Annotated in this window: 13 protein-coding genes; 6 read left to right on the forward strand and 7 right to left on the reverse strand. The window is 51.3% G+C overall.

The genetic code is table 11. The features are described from left to right. Nucleotides 1-214: 214 nt before the first annotated feature. The 3 genes from PsW74_RS16045 (at nt 215) to PsW74_RS16055 (ending at nt 2,809) form a co-directional block, all read left to right on the forward strand. Nucleotides 215-1,138, forward strand: a complete 924-nt coding sequence (locus tag PsW74_RS16045) for an alpha/beta hydrolase (protein WP_082830591.1) — start codon at nt 215-217, stop codon at nt 1,136-1,138. A 12-nt stretch (nt 1,139-1,150) separates the two neighbouring features. Further along, nucleotides 1,151-2,080: a nuclear transport factor 2 family protein gene (locus PsW74_RS16050; protein WP_063287804.1), complete on the forward strand. Its 930-nt coding sequence runs from the start codon at nt 1,151-1,153 to the stop codon at nt 2,078-2,080. 69 nt (nt 2,081-2,149) lie between these two features. After that, nucleotides 2,150-2,809: an SDR family NAD(P)-dependent oxidoreductase gene (locus tag PsW74_RS16055; RefSeq protein WP_057462417.1), complete on the forward strand. Its 660-nt coding sequence runs from the start codon at nt 2,150-2,152 to the stop codon at nt 2,807-2,809. A gap of 26 nt (nt 2,810-2,835) precedes the next feature. Here the strand turns inward: PsW74_RS16055 and PsW74_RS16060 are convergent, their stop codons facing one another. Next, nucleotides 2,836-3,831 carry a UDP-glucuronic acid decarboxylase family protein gene (locus PsW74_RS16060; protein WP_057462416.1) on the reverse strand — a complete coding sequence of 332 codons (996 nt, stop codon included), beginning with the start codon at nt 3,829-3,831 and terminating at the stop codon, nt 2,836-2,838. A gap of 289 nt (nt 3,832-4,120) precedes the next feature. Here PsW74_RS16060 and PsW74_RS16065 point away from each other — a divergent pair, with 289 nt between their 5' ends. Continuing rightward, nucleotides 4,121-5,317, forward strand: coding sequence for a benzoate/H(+) symporter BenE family transporter (locus PsW74_RS16065; RefSeq protein ID WP_063287805.1), 1,197 nt, complete (start codon nt 4,121-4,123; stop codon nt 5,315-5,317). Nucleotides 5,318-5,319: 2 nt separating this feature from the next. Here the strand turns inward: PsW74_RS16065 and PsW74_RS16070 are convergent, their stop codons facing one another. The 6 genes from PsW74_RS16070 to PsW74_RS16095 all read right to left on the reverse strand — a co-directional run bounded on the left by PsW74_RS16070 (nt 5,320) and on the right by PsW74_RS16095 (nt 11,175). Continuing rightward, nucleotides 5,320-5,727 carry a GFA family protein gene (locus PsW74_RS16070; RefSeq protein ID WP_057463857.1) on the reverse strand — a complete coding sequence of 136 codons (408 nt, stop codon included), beginning with the start codon at nt 5,725-5,727 and terminating at the stop codon, nt 5,320-5,322. 131 nt (nt 5,728-5,858) lie between these two features. Then, nucleotides 5,859-6,683, reverse strand: a complete 825-nt coding sequence (locus PsW74_RS16075) for an ATP-binding cassette domain-containing protein (protein WP_208980942.1) — start codon at nt 6,681-6,683, stop codon at nt 5,859-5,861. A gap of 38 nt (nt 6,684-6,721) precedes the next feature. After that, on the reverse strand, nt 6,722-7,576 hold the full coding sequence (locus PsW74_RS16080; protein ID WP_063287806.1) for an ATP-binding cassette domain-containing protein: 855 nt from the start codon (nt 7,574-7,576) through the stop codon (nt 6,722-6,724). A gap of 11 nt (nt 7,577-7,587) precedes the next feature. Continuing rightward, nucleotides 7,588-8,517 carry an ABC transporter permease subunit gene (locus tag PsW74_RS16085; protein WP_193775932.1) on the reverse strand — a complete coding sequence of 310 codons (930 nt, stop codon included), beginning with the start codon at nt 8,515-8,517 and terminating at the stop codon, nt 7,588-7,590. Nucleotides 8,518-8,528: 11 nt separating this feature from the next. After that, the gene (oppB, locus tag PsW74_RS16090; protein WP_063287807.1) at nt 8,529-9,452 is read right to left on the reverse strand and encodes an oligopeptide ABC transporter permease OppB; all 924 of its coding nucleotides are present in this window, start codon (nt 9,450-9,452) and stop codon (nt 8,529-8,531) included. Between the two features lie 94 nt (nt 9,453-9,546). After that, nucleotides 9,547-11,175, reverse strand: a complete 1,629-nt coding sequence (locus tag PsW74_RS16095) for a peptide ABC transporter substrate-binding protein (protein WP_063287808.1) — start codon at nt 11,173-11,175, stop codon at nt 9,547-9,549. 498 nt (nt 11,176-11,673) lie between these two features. On the opposite strand from PsW74_RS16095, the gene PsW74_RS16100 reads away from it, so the two are divergent. Both PsW74_RS16100 and PsW74_RS16105 read left to right on the forward strand, forming a co-directional pair. Continuing rightward, the gene (locus PsW74_RS16100; RefSeq protein ID WP_082830592.1) at nt 11,674-13,152 is read left to right on the forward strand and encodes a UbiA family prenyltransferase; all 1,479 of its coding nucleotides are present in this window, start codon (nt 11,674-11,676) and stop codon (nt 13,150-13,152) included. After that, nucleotides 13,152-13,601 carry a GtrA family protein gene (locus PsW74_RS16105; protein WP_063287809.1) on the forward strand — a complete coding sequence of 150 codons (450 nt, stop codon included), beginning with the start codon at nt 13,152-13,154 and terminating at the stop codon, nt 13,599-13,601. Before PsW74_RS16100 ends, PsW74_RS16105 begins: the two co-directional genes overlap by 1 nt. Nucleotides 13,602-13,604: the final 3 nt, after the last annotated feature.

Raw genomic sequence — 13,604 nt, forward strand, 5'->3', positions numbered from 1 at the left:
ATATATAATTTAGCTATTTCTAAACTACAATCAATGGATTGTGCGAATGACCCAGCGTCCGGCTCTGGTCTGCTAGGAGTTTAAGCGATTTTGCAGTGTTCGTGCAGTTACGTTTTTACGATGCGGACAAGCCCATGTTGCCTGTTAAAGGCCTGTTCTGGTCTTTGGTTGATCCTAGTCTTTAACAATTGCGCAAAGAACCAAGGATCAGCCAATGCCTGAGAGGAAGAAGCTCGGTAATAATCTGGACAAGGTTGAAGTACGGCCCGTGGAATTTGAGTGTCACGGTGAAGTCTTGCACGGAGATCTCTACCTCCCGAAAAAAAGACCGCCCAATGGCAAGCTTCCCGGGGTTGTGGTCACCGGAGCCTGGACTTCAGTGAAAGAGCAGATGGCAGGTCTTTACGCCTCTGAGCTTGCCATGCGTGGCTTTGTAGCGCTGGCATTCGATTTTCGTGGCTGGGGTCTTTCTGCGCATGATGGCAAAACGAAGTATCTGGAAGACCCTGCTCGCAAGACGGATGATATCCGCGCGGCTATTGATTTTATGGGACGATGCCCGGATGTGAATCCGGACAGGATCTGCGGATTGGGAATTTGCGCTTCAGCAGGGTACATGAGCGCTGCAACAGGTGGAAACCGGCACGTCCACTCACTGGCACTTGTCGCTCCCTGGCTTCATAATTCGGAAATTATCTCAGAGGTTTACGGCGGTGTGGAAGGTGTCAGTAACTTGATGAAGGTGGGCCGCGATGCGCTGACCCATGAAGAGCCACGGTATATCGTGGCCGCGAGTAAAGTTGATGACACCGCACTGATGTTTGACGTCGAGTACTACACCGAGGAAGACCGCGGTCTGATCCCGGAGTTTGACAACAAGTTTAATCTGGCCTCGTGGGAAGCATGGCTGACGTTTGATGGTATGCACACGGCGGACAAGCAAAATCAACCAACGCTGATTGTGCACAGTGAGGCTGCCGCGATCCCCAAAGGTGCAAGGGAGTTTGCGCGGCGTATGGGGGACCGCGCGACAACGTTGTGGTTTGAGGATGTCAGCCAGTTTGACTTTTATGACAAGACCCAACCCATTGACCGGGCTTTGGAAGCTGTCGCTGAGCACTTCCTTTCCACGCTTTAAGCAGGATCTTCGATGAGCGACCCGTCTGACCTTGAAACAGCAAAAGACACCGCCGCCATAACCACGGTGCTGGAAGGCGTTGTAAACTGTTTTGATCGGGGGGATTATGAGAGCCTTGGCTTGCTTTATAGCGACCACGTGGAGATGGATTACAGCTCGCTGCTTGGTGGCACAGCGCATAAGAAGACACGGGAACAGCAGTTGATGGACTGGGCAGAGCTGCTGCCGGGGTTCGACCTGATGCGCCATTCCCTCAATGATTTCAATATCCGCATCGAGGAAGGCATTGCCAACGCCTCGTGCTCGGTTGCGGGGCAGCTGTATGTTGGTGACAAGGTTTGGGAGGTCGAGGGCCTCTATCAGTTCCGCCTTCATAAGCGCAGCAATCACTGGCGTATCTTCAAGCATAGTTTTGTGCTGAAGAGTGAGAATGGCAATGGCGATATATTGGAGACAGCCAAGAGCAGAGCCAAGGCCCATCCACCTGCTTTCCTGAAACGACGCAAGGCGCAAGCTGCTGTCGTTAAGTTCCTTAAAGCCTTGGAAAATAAGGACATGGAGGCTCTTGCCGATGTCTGGTCTGAAAAGGCCGTGCAAGATATGCCCTACTCGCCTGATGGCTTTCCGGATGTAGTGGAAGGTAAGGCGAACCTGATCAAGCACTACAGTGCATGGCCGGAAAATGCCGGGGAAGCGGATTTCACCTCTAACCTGAAATTCTACCCGATGATATCGCCTGAATGGGTCTTTGCGGAGTTTACTGGTGAGGTCGAGATTCTGACCACCGGACGGGAATACAACCAGATCTATGGCGGTTTGTTCCACGTGCCTCATGGCAAAATTCAGTATTATCGCGAGTACTTTAACCCAGAGCCCTTCCGCTTTGCCTACGACTTGGATGAGGGAAAAGACCCGGATCACTTTCTCATTGGCGAGCCTTGATGATCATATAAAAATGAATTACTTATTTAATTGCAGTGAATGTTGGTGTGAACTGAACAGAGGTGCCAGATGGCCAGACGTGCGTTGATTACCGGTGGTAACAGAGGCATTGGGTATGCCATCGCAAAAGGACTGAAAAAAGAAGGCCTTGACGTCATTATCGGCTCGCGCAATGCGGAAGCCGGTGCAGAAGCTGCCAAGCAGCTTGACTGCGGGCATGTGCATCTGGATGTTGCGGACTTGCGCTCCATCGAGCAGGCCTTTGATGATATTGGGATTATTGATGTTTTGGTGAACAACGCAGGTGTTCTCTATGAAGAGCCGATGCTGGAAAACCCTGCACAGTTTGAACAAAGCATGCAAGTGATGGTGCATGGTCCGTATCACCTGATCCGTCGTGCAGCTCCAGCTATGATCGATAGGCAATACGGGCGCATTGTGAACATGAGCTCCAACTGGGGGTCTTTCACTGAAGGGTTGGCTGGCCCCGGTGCTTATGGCGTGGCGAAGGCAGCGCTCAATGCCCTAACCCTTGCGCTTTCACGCGAACTGCCGTCTTGCGTGAAGATCAACTCCATGTGCCCTGGATGGGTCGCAACCCGAATGGGCGGTGAAACTGCACCACGAACACCAGAGCAAGGTGCCGAAACCGGAATATGGCTCGCCACACTGCCAGAAGCCGGACCAAATGGCGGATTCTTCAGCGACCATCACCCGATGGGGTGGTAGAAAACTGCATTTGCGAAAGAGCTACCCTACTCCGCAGGCATAAGCTTCTTTGCCTCTGTCTCTCCTTGCTTGGACATAAGCTGTTCAAAGTATTGGATAGTTTTGACCAGACCCTCGCGCAGCTCTGTGGTTGGACGCCAGCCCAGATAATCCCGGGCGCGGGTGATGTCAGGTTTGCGCTGGAGCGGATCATCCTGAGGTAGAGGCTCCCTGATGATCCGGGACTTGGACCCGGTTAGCTCCAGCACAAGCTCTGCGAGTTGCTTGATGGTGAATTCCTTGGGATTGCCGATGTTGACCGGCATGGAAATGTGGTCCGGCGCATTCATCAGTTTGATCATCCCGTCCACCAGATCATCCCGGTAACAAAAAGACCGCGTTTGCATGCCATCGCCATACAGAGTGATCGGCTTGTTCGTCAGCGCTTGCATGATGAAGTTGGAAACTACACGCCCATCATTGGGGTGCATGCGCGGGCCATAGGTGTTGAAAATCCGCATGACCCTGATGTTGATGTTGTTTTGGCGGTAGTAGTCGTAAAACAGTGTCTCTGCGCAGCGTTTTCCCTCATCATAACAAGAGCGTACGCCAATGGGGTTGACGTTGCCCCAATACTCTTCCGGCTGCGGGTGAACCTTCGGATCACCGTAGATCTCAGAGGTGGAGGCCTGCAGGATCTTGGCCTTAACCCGCTTTGCCAGCCCCAGCATATTGATGGCACCAAGCACGCTGGTCTTGGTGGTCTGCACAGGGTCAAACTGATAGTGAACGGGAGAAGCCGGACAGGCGAGATTGTAGATTTCATCCACCTCAACAAACAGCGGCTGACACACATCGTGCCGCAACAGCTCAAACCGTTTGTGATCCAGCAAATGTTCCACATTCATGCGGGTGCCAGTGAAGAAGTTATCGAGGCACAGCACTTCATGCCCTGCCTCCAGAAGGGTCTCACTGAGATAGGAGCCCAGAAAGCCTGAACCTCCTGTCACAAGAATTCTGCGCCGATCATCAAGTGAGAACATGAGGCCAATCCGCAATACCGCCAAAGATTGGAAAAGCCTATCAGGCTGCCTTCGAACGTAAATATTGAAAAACCTCTCCCGATAATTGGGCCCTGATAAATTATAGTGTTTTCAATGAGATGAAGCCTACACGCGTTTGTTGAGCAAAATTCAAATAAATGTGCTGGTTGAAGGCTTGCTCACAGCACCATGGCTGTTAGCATTACCAGTAGATCTCCTCACGCCTCGCGCGACTTCTCTGTTCCCCAAATTTGAGAGGTTCACGCCAACAGCTTGTTGCAGGGCCCTAATGTCTTCCTCCCTTTCAGCTAGTGCGACCAGCGCTGGTATTCTTTCTGCTTTTGTTGGGTTCGCCAGTTCATTTGCCATTGTGTTGCATGGATTGAGCGGGGTTGGCGCAAGTGCAGAACAAGCAACCTCTGGCCTTATGGCACTTGCCATCGCCATGGGGATTTGCGGTATCGGCTTCAGCTTGTGGAAGCGTGTGCCCATTTCCGTCGCCTGGTCCACACCCAGTGCCGCGTTGTTGGCGACCTCCGGTCTTCCAGAGGGCGGATTTGCAGCCGCTGTCGGTGCCTTTGTGTTTGCTGGGTTGCTTGTGGTCATAACTGGGCTTTGGAAGCCTCTGGGCCGCATTGTTGGCCTGATCCCGGTTACTCTGGCCCAAGCCATGCTGGCAGGCGTCATCCTGCCACTGTGTCTTGTACCCTTTGAAGCGGTGGCCGAGATCCCTGCCCTCGCTTTGCCTGTTGTGCTGGCATGGTTTGTTGCGGGGCAGATTAACAAGTTACTGGCCGTTCCAGCTGCTTTGTTGGCCTTCCTTGTTGTGCTTTATTTCCATGCAGATACCTCAAGCCTTACCTCGCTGAAGCTGGTGCAAGCTCCCGTGTTTGTCATACCGGAGTTCTCACTCTCTGCTTTGATTGGGATTGGCATACCGATCTATATCGTCACAATGGCGTCCCAGAATATTCCGGGTGTCTCGATCCTTCGTTCCTTTGGGTATCAGCCCGTTCCCGGGCCGCTTTTCAGCTGGACAGGTGTTGGTTCCGTCCTCAGTGCACCATTTGGCGGGCACGGGATCAGCCTTGCTGCCATCACTGCTGCCATATGTGCCAATGAGGATGCTCACAAAGACCCTGCAAAGCGGTATTGGGCCGCAGTGATTGCGGGAGTTGTCTATATCATCTTCGGCATCTTCTCTGCCGGGTTTGTCGGTGTGGTTGAACTGGCACCGCGCATTTTGATTGGCGGTGTTGCCGGACTGGCGTTGATTGGAACACTCACCGTCTCGGTTCAGGGCATGCTGAAAGACGCGCCAAGTCGTGAGCCTGCCATTCTGACCTTCCTGATCACTGCGTCCGGTCTGTCCTTCTTTGGCATTGGGGCAGCATTCTGGGGGCTTCTGGTCGGTATGGGGCTTAAGTTCTGGATGGACTGGAAGCAGAAGGGCTCGCCGAGTGAACAGGTTACAGACAAAGCCTAGGACTACTCAGGGAACTTATCAAACTTCGTGACGTCTTCCAGATGATCATCCCAATTTGCCTTGCTGGCCATGAAGATGTGCGCGGTCGGCTGGGTATCGACAGGTGTGTCCAGTGACCCGGCAGGCACAACGAGGAAGTTGTTTTCGCGATCATGTGTGGGCACTGGAGAGCCGCATTCTTCGCAAAAGCTTCTGCGGTGCTGGGTGGACGGCACATTGTAGGACTTTATGGAATCCTCTCCACTGGTACAGGCGAAATCTGCATCAAAGGAAAAGAGATTGGAGCCGTGAACGGAGCCGGTTCCTTTGCGGCAATAGCTGCAGTGGCAGAAATAGAACTTCTTAAAGGTGGCCTGAATCTGAAATTGAACGGTCCCGCACAGGCAGGAGCCTTTATGAGTTTCGCGCATAATGATGGCCTTGAAGGGCAGATATAACTGGTTGGAGCGGCAATGTGGCAGCGTCGGTCTTCAAATGCAAAACATAAAAAAACGGCGGAGCATTTGCCCCGCCGTCTGTTGTATCCAGGATACAAATTCTTTTAGGCTTTTGCCTCCAACGCACGCCGTTCCGCGATGCGCTTGCGTTCCGCAATAGGATCAGGGATCGGCACCGCATTGATCAGCTCTTTGGTGTAAGGGCTCTGCGGATTGTGGATCACGTCATGTGCTTCGCCGATCTCAGCGATGTCACCAAACTCAAGAACCATAATGCGGTTACTGATGTGCTTCACCACACTCAGATCGTGTGCAATGAACAGCAGAGACAGGCCGAGCTCTTTCTGCAGGTCCATCAGCAAGTTCACCACCTGTGCCTGAACAGATACGTCAAGCGCGGAAACAGGCTCGTCGCAGATGATCAGCTTAGGATTGGTGATCAGCGCACGCGCGATTCCGATACGCTGACACTGCCCGCCAGAGAACTCGTGCGGATAGCGGTTGATCATCCGTGCGGACAGACCAACTTTCTCCATGAGCTCACGCACTTGCTTCTTCACTTCATCCTTGGATGTGTTCGGATAGTGCGTTTTCAGCGGTTCCGCGATGATCTGGCCAGCAGTCAGACGTGGGTTAAGTGATGCGAGAGGATCCTGAAAGATCATCTGGATTTCCTTGCGGGTCGCCAGAAGGTCTTTCTCGTTCATCTTCATCAGGTCGCGGCCCTGCCAGAACACTTCGCCGCCCTGAGATGGGATCATACGAATGATCGCACGGGCAAGAGTGGACTTACCACAGCCGGATTCACCAACGATGCCGAGGGTTTCCCCTTCTGCCAGATCAAAGGAAACACCTTTAACGGCCCGCAGAATGTCTGGCTGATGCCAAGGCAAAGCATTTTGCTTTTTGATCTTGAATTCCACCCGCATGTCGCGAACGGATAAGATTGGCTCTTTCGTGCTCAAAATCAGCCCTCCGCCATTTGGGTTTCAAAGCTGCGATCCAGCGTAACCAAACGTTCTTCGTCCTGATCCAGACGTGGAACAGCGCTCAGCAGACCTTGCGTGTATGGATGGCTCGGCTTGCCGAAGATATCGACGGTAGAGCCCTGCTCCATCACTTCACCCTTGTACATCACCATGGTGCGCTCACAGGAGCCAGCCACGATGCCGAGGTTATGGGTGATGAGAACAATCGCCATGTGGAACTCTTCCTGAAGTTCCACCAGCAGATCCATGATGCGTGCCTGAACGGTCACATCCAGTGCGGTTGTCGGCTCATCTGCAATCAGCAGCTTTGGACGACACAGCAAAGACATTGCAATCATCACACGCTGACGCATGCCGCCGGAGAACTCATGCGGGTAAAGATGAATGCGGTTTTTTGCATTCGGGATCTTCACCGCTTCGAGCATCCGCACACATTCTGCAATCGCATTTTTCTTCTTCATGCGCTTGCCGTCTGGCGAGTTGTAAATGAGCGTCTCAGCCATTTGGTCCGAGATGCGCAAATACGGGTTTAGGGAGGTCATTGGGTCCTGAAAGATCATCGCGATCTCATTGGAGCGAAGCTTGTTCATTCCCTCATGAGAAAGTCCGATGATCTCCTGACCCTGATACTTAATCGATCCGGAAACCTGCGCATTATGAGGCAGGAGCCCCATAGTTGCGAAGGCCGTCTGGCTTTTACCAGAGCCGGATTCACCCACGATCGCGAGGGTCTCACCCTTGTCGATTTGCAGGTTTACGTTTCTTACGGCTTCTACCACTCCGTCCGGAGTGTTGTAGGTGATCCGTAGATTTTGGATATCCAAGAGTGCCACGATTTCACCTCCTACCGGTCTTTAGGGTCAAGCGCATCGCGCAGACCGTCGCCGATAAAGAAAAAGCTGAACAGAGTGATGATGAAGAAGAACATTGGGAATGCCAGCTGCCACAACGTGCCATACTGCATTGTTCCAGCGCCTTCAGCAATCAACGCACCCCAGCTGGTGTTAGGCTCCTGAACACCCAGACCAAGGAATGAAATAAAGCTCTCGGTCAGGATCATCTGCGGGACCAGAAGGGTTGAGTACACGACCACAACACCCAGAAGGTTCGGCACGATGTGACGAAGGATGATCGTGATCGGCTTTACGCCAGTTGCGATTGCAGCCTCAACAAACTCTTTGTTCTTCAGCGTCAGCGTCTGTCCACGTGCGATACGAGACATATCGAGCCAGGAGATCAAACCGATACCCACGAAGAGCATGAAGATTGAACGCCCGAACACCACCAGCAGCAGGATCAGAACAAACATGTAAGGAATGGACTGCAGAATATCGACGATACGCATCATCACGTTGTCGACTTTGCCGCCAGAGTAACCAGCGATCGCGCCGTACAATGTGCCAACGACAACAGCGATCAAGGCGCCGACGATGCCGACCATTAGCGAGATCTGAGTTCCCTGAATGACACGAGCGAACAGATCCCGGCCAAGTTCATCGGCCCCAAAATAGTGACCGTTCTCGAGGTTTGGTGCACCGAGCTCTGCGATCTGACCCAGAATACCCCAATCGATCTCTTCGTTGGACCAAACTGCGATCATGTGACCGAGGGTTGAGAACAGGAATACACCGCACAAAAGGATCAGGCTGACCACTGCAGCCTTGTTTTTGAAAAAGCGGCGACGGGCATCTGCGAACAGAGAGCGCCCTACGACTTCTTCTTGAGCAGCCAGATTGTCTGCCAACTGCTCCATTTTTTGAACATCTACCATCATGTGCTCAGCCCTCAGTATCTAATCTTCGGGTCGACCCATGCGTACAGGATGTCGACAATGAGATTGAAGAGAATGGTGAGACCACCGATGAGGATCGTGATACCCATCATCACAGCGTAATCTCGGTTGAGTGCTGAGTTCACATAGAACTGGCCGATACCACCGGTTGAGAAGTACATGTCAATGATAACGGAACCTGTGATCATGGAAACGAACGCAGGGCCGAGATAAGACATGACTGGCAGCAAAGCAGGCTTAAGCGCGTGCTTGAAGATGATAACTTTATACGGCAGGCCTTTAGCCATTGCTGTGCGGATAAAGTTGGTATGCAACACTTCCAGCATGGAGGACCGCGTCAAACGCGCAACGGATGCCATGTAACTGGTAGAAAGTGCGATCACCGGCAAGATCAGGTGGTTCCATTGCCCGTCGTTCCAGCCGCCACCAGGCAACCAGCCCAGCCACAAAGTGAACACCAGAACAAGGATTGGTGCCATAACAAAGTTAGGCAGCACCTGCGCACCGATAGAAACACCAACAGCAAAGTAATCAAGCCAGCTGTTCTGTTTGAGCGCTGCTGCGATACCTAGCGCGCCTCCAACAATGACTGCGACTGCAAACGACAGGAAGCCGTAGGTCAGTGTGACTGGAAAACCATGTGCGATGATGTCATTTACGCTTCGGTCCTTGTACTTAAAGGATGGGCCGAAGTCGAATTCTGTAATGATTCCACCAATATAGTTGACGATTTGAACGTATATTGGATTATTCAGGCCATACTTGGCCTCAATGTTGGCAAGAACCGCAGGAGGGAGCGGACGCTCGGATGTGAATGGGCCACCGGGTGCCGCATGCATGAGCAAGAATGAGATTATTATGAGCAGCAGCAATGTAGGAATTGCGATAGCCACTCTTCGTAGGATGTAGCTGAGCATTGTTATTAGTGTCTCGTATGAAGAACGGGTGATTCAGCAACAAAAAGATGCAAAAACACCGGCGTCTGGGACACCGGTGCTCTTGATTGCTGGATTACTTCGCAACCTTGTAGAGGTTTTTAGCGTACCAGTTCTGCTCAGCGTTTTTGATCGGCCAGTTTTTCAACTGTGCGTTCATCATGTAAACGTTGGTGTAATGGTAGATCGGAATGACTGGCATTTCTGCAGACATGATCTCTTCAATACGAGTGTAGTTTGGCTGTGGGTTTGCAGTTGATTTTGCGCCTGACAGCAACTCATCAACTTCAGCGTTTACAAACTTACCATCATTGTAACCGGATTCTGAATCCATCAGGTCAAGGAAGGTAGATGCTTCGTTGTAATCGCCACACCATGCACCACGAGCAAGCTCAAAGTTCTGGTTGCCACGCTCGTTCAGGAATGTCTTCCATTCCATGTTGTTCATGTTGACTTTAACGCCAAGCTTCTGCTTCCACATCTGGGTCATCGCAATAGCGATTTTCTTGTGGCCTTCAGAAGTGTTGTAAACGAGGTCAAACTCAAGCGGGTTGTCTTTGGTGAAGCCAGCAGCTTCAAGCAGTTCTTTCGCTTTTGCATCACGCTCTTGCTGGGACCAACCAGCGAAGTCCACTTTTGGAACTTCAAAGCCAGCTGTTACAGCAGGAGTGAAGGTGTAAGCTGGGAACTGGCCGCCCTGAAGAACAGCGTCGGTGATGACGCGGCGGTCAAGAGCGTATGCCAGTGCCTTGCGAACACGAACATCTTTAAACTCTTCCGGACCGGAATCAGACAGGTTGAAGGTGTAGTAGTAAGAGCAGAGACGTGGGAAAACCACAGCCTGATCTGGATACTCTTTCTTCAAACGTGGGAACTGACCTGCAGGAACTTCGGTGCGGTCGGTTTCGCCAGCAAGGTAGCGGGTCAGAGCGATGTTTTCATCGTTGATTACAAGGGTTTCAACCTTGTCGATGATTGTGCTCTCGTTGTCCCAGTAGTTGGTGTTACGCTCCATAATAGCAGTTTCCTGCGGAACGTGCTTTACCAGCTTATAAGCACCGTTAGAAACGATATTTTCCGGCTTAGTCCAGGCAGCGCCATGTGCTTCAATCGCCCATTTAGGAGATGGGAAGGTACTGGAGTGTGTGGTCATTGCAGTGAAGTAAGGCAGTGGCTTTGTCAGCTTTACTTCAAGAGTGTGATCGTCAATAGCTTTGATGCCGAGTTCTTCAGGCTTCATGTCGCCTTTAACGATGGCGTCTGCATTCTCAACGGACATCAGCTCAGCATACCACTGGTATGGAGATGCGAGTTCCGGGCTCGCCAAACGGCGCCATGCATATACGAAATCACCTGCAGTTACAGGCTTGCCATCGGACCACTTAGCATTGTCGCGAAGTTTGAACGTGTAAGTCAGGTTGTCGTCAGAAACAGTGTGGCTCAGAGCAACACCTGGTACCAGGTTGCCAAGGTTGTCCTGGCTGTAAAGACCTTCAAACAAGTTACGTGAGATCTCGGAGCCGGATACATCTTCGTTGACCTGCGGGTCAAAAGAAGAGTGCTCGTCGAGAATACGATATGTGAAAGTCTGGTCGTCAGCGAGTTTCTCGCCTGTTTCTGGATGAACACCCGCAGCAAATGCAGAGGTAGATAGCAATGCGGTGCCGACTACGCTCGCCAAAAGAGAGCTTTTGCTGAATTTCATCTAGGAATCTCCTCACTACATCGGTCGCCTGTTCCCCAACAGCGCCGACTTGGATACATTTCTCAATAGGATCTAGAGTTCACCTCAATTGAAGGGCAAACTCAAAAAATTGCATATTTTCCTGAGAGCAACGCAAAATAGAAATTATTTCGCCTGTTAGCAGCTCCCCACGAGTGGCTTTATGCTCAGTTCCCCTCGCTGCTGGCAGATACGCATATCCCGGTACGCACTCTAACGTAGTTTTTCTCTTATTCAATTGTATTCTTCGCAAGAAATGCCCGCTGCATCATATCCTGGGGGAAATGTAGCTAGATCGTTTGGCTATGAACCTTGCACAATCCTAGGCTTTGTAAGCTTTTTAAGTAGTTTTGCGTCCAATAAAATTTCCAAGAAAAAACATCTGAATCATTCGCAGACACTATTAACCAAAATTGAGAGTAATTAGTTAGGTATTCATAACCCATACTCTTTGCAGGGCAGAGTCTTCGGGTGGGGCATATGGAAGATATTCAGAGACTTCAGAGGTCGGCGGAACCTGAATTACAACTGCCGCTTATATTAGATCTTGATCACACGCTGATACGGACAGATTGCTTTTTTGAAGCACTCATTCTGTTCCTCAAATCAAACCCTTTGAACCTATTCGTTGTTTTTTATTGGCTCTTTCGCGGGCGCGCCTATGTAAAACGGCAACTGGCCATTCGCGTAGATTTAAAAATCGATAATTTGCCATTGAACGAAGATGTTGTTGCCTATGCTCGTGCAGAAGCTGGTAAAGGACGTGACGTTCATATGGCGACAGCCGCTGATGAAGTTTTAGCTATCGCAGTTGCCAGTCGGCTCGGCTTTGTTAATGAAGTTCACGCCAGCAACGGCAAGATCAATCTGAAATCAGGCAACAAAGCGAGCTATCTGCAACAAAGGTTTCCGGATGGTTTTGCGTATGCTGGTGATAGTATTTCCGATCTGCCTGTCTTTAAAAGCGCTGTCCGCTCCTTAATCGTCCACCCTTCCGACAGTTTATCTCAAAAAGCGATGCGATGTGGTGAGGTCGAAAAGACCTTTGCAAGACCTGATGGTTTTTTTCGGCCTCTCCTGAAGAGTTTGCGCCTCCACCAGTGGGCAAAGAACACGTTGCTCTTTGTGCCTCTTATTCTGGGTGGTCAGGCTTTGAACCCTGAAGCATGGGCGAGTGCGGTACTGGGCTTTGTGGCTCTCGGCATTCTCGCAAGCTCCACTTATTTGTTGAACGACCTTTGGGATCTTGAAGTAGATCGTCAGCATTGGAGCAAGAAGGCAAGGCCGTTGGCATCGGGCAAGCTGAAGATCGCCCATGCTATGTTGGCCATCCCTTTGGGGTTTGCTCTGAGCTGTGCTATCGCGGCGGCATTGGGCCCCTTTGTCGTGTTGGGTCTTTTCGCCTACTTAGTAACAACGGTTGCCTACTCCTTCTATCTGAAGCGGGTACCTTTGCTCGACACGGCTGTGCTGGCGGTGCTGTTCACAATGCGTCTTGGGGTTGGTGTAACGTTGGTTGATGTGCCGCCCTCCCCCTGGCTCTTTGTCTTCTCTATGTATTTGTTCCTCTCGCTGTCTTTGGCAAAACGCCATACGGAGCTTGGTCGCCATGTGGAGGCTGGCACAAATGGGGAGATGTCTGGGCGCGGGTATCGAAACAGAGATTTGCCGGTGCTCCTTGCCCTCGGCTCGGCAAGTGGGCTGGCTGCAACGCTGGTTATGGTGCTTTACCTGACCAATGAAGCATTCAACGCCAACTTTTATTCTGCAGCTGTGCTTTTGTGGGGCATGCCACCCATTTTGTTTCTTTGGCTTGGTCGCGTTTGGCTGAAATGCCAGAGACTGGAATTGAATGATGATCCTGTGGTCTTCGCGTTAAAGGATAAGCAGAGCCTCGTGCTTGGCGGTGTTCTTGCCATCCTGTTTTTGTTCGCATGGTTTGGAGGCTATTTGATCTGATGGTTGCCGCTCGCTTTGCCGCGCTGAAATCTTCTTATGACACCAGCCCAGAGTTCAGGCAGATCATCCGCTTTTTGTTAGCTGGTGGTCTTGCTGCTTTTGTAAACTGGCTGTTGCGAATTGCACTGTCTGTGTTCATGCCGTTCTGGCTGGCGGTGTTGCTGGCTTATTTCATTGGAATGAGTGTTGGATACACCCTCTATAAGCATTTCGTGTTTGTAGGGGCGCAGAAACCCGAAAGCATCAAACGACAAGTACTGATCTTTCTTGGGGTGAACCTGTTCTCTGCTCTCATCGTGCTTGGGCTGTCTGTTGGTTTGAATGCAATGCTCATGACAACCCTGCCGCTCTTTATCGCGCAAGCACTCGCACATGGTGTTGCCATCGCGGTTGGAGCGGTGACAAACTATATGGGTCATAAGGTGATCACTTTCCGCCAAACTCGATAGAAC

This window comes from Pseudovibrio sp. W74 (assembly GCF_001623085.1).
In the GTDB taxonomy this organism is placed as follows: domain Bacteria; phylum Pseudomonadota; class Alphaproteobacteria; order Rhizobiales; family Stappiaceae; genus Pseudovibrio.

What these genes read in the sequence shown, in the direction of transcription:
- PsW74_RS16045 (WP_082830591.1), top strand. Translation starts at nt 215, where the DNA reads ATGCCTGAGAGGAAGAAGCTCGGTAATAATCTGGACAAGGTTGAAGTA.
- PsW74_RS16105 (WP_063287809.1), top strand. Translation starts at nt 13,152, where the DNA reads ATGGTTGCCGCTCGCTTTGCCGCGCTGAAATCTTCTTATGACACCAGC.
- PsW74_RS16060 (WP_057462416.1), bottom strand. Translation starts at nt 3,831, where the DNA reads ATGTTCTCACTTGATGATCGGCGCAGAATTCTTGTGACAGGAGGTTCA.
- PsW74_RS16065 (WP_063287805.1), top strand. Translation starts at nt 4,121, where the DNA reads ATGTCTTCCTCCCTTTCAGCTAGTGCGACCAGCGCTGGTATTCTTTCT.
- PsW74_RS16085 (WP_193775932.1), bottom strand. Translation starts at nt 8,517, where the DNA reads ATGATGGTAGATGTTCAAAAAATGGAGCAGTTGGCAGACAATCTGGCT.
- PsW74_RS16050 (WP_063287804.1), top strand. Translation starts at nt 1,151, where the DNA reads ATGAGCGACCCGTCTGACCTTGAAACAGCAAAAGACACCGCCGCCATA.
- oppB (WP_063287807.1), bottom strand. Translation starts at nt 9,452, where the DNA reads ATGCTCAGCTACATCCTACGAAGAGTGGCTATCGCAATTCCTACATTG.
- PsW74_RS16055 (WP_057462417.1), top strand. Translation starts at nt 2,150, where the DNA reads ATGGCCAGACGTGCGTTGATTACCGGTGGTAACAGAGGCATTGGGTAT.
- PsW74_RS16075 (WP_208980942.1), bottom strand. Translation starts at nt 6,683, where the DNA reads ATGCGGGTGGAATTCAAGATCAAAAAGCAAAATGCTTTGCCTTGGCAT.
- PsW74_RS16100 (WP_082830592.1), top strand. Translation starts at nt 11,674, where the DNA reads ATGGAAGATATTCAGAGACTTCAGAGGTCGGCGGAACCTGAATTACAA.
- PsW74_RS16095 (WP_063287808.1), bottom strand. Translation starts at nt 11,175, where the DNA reads ATGAAATTCAGCAAAAGCTCTCTTTTGGCGAGCGTAGTCGGCACCGCA.
- PsW74_RS16070 (WP_057463857.1), bottom strand. Translation starts at nt 5,727, where the DNA reads ATGCGCGAAACTCATAAAGGCTCCTGCCTGTGCGGGACCGTTCAATTT.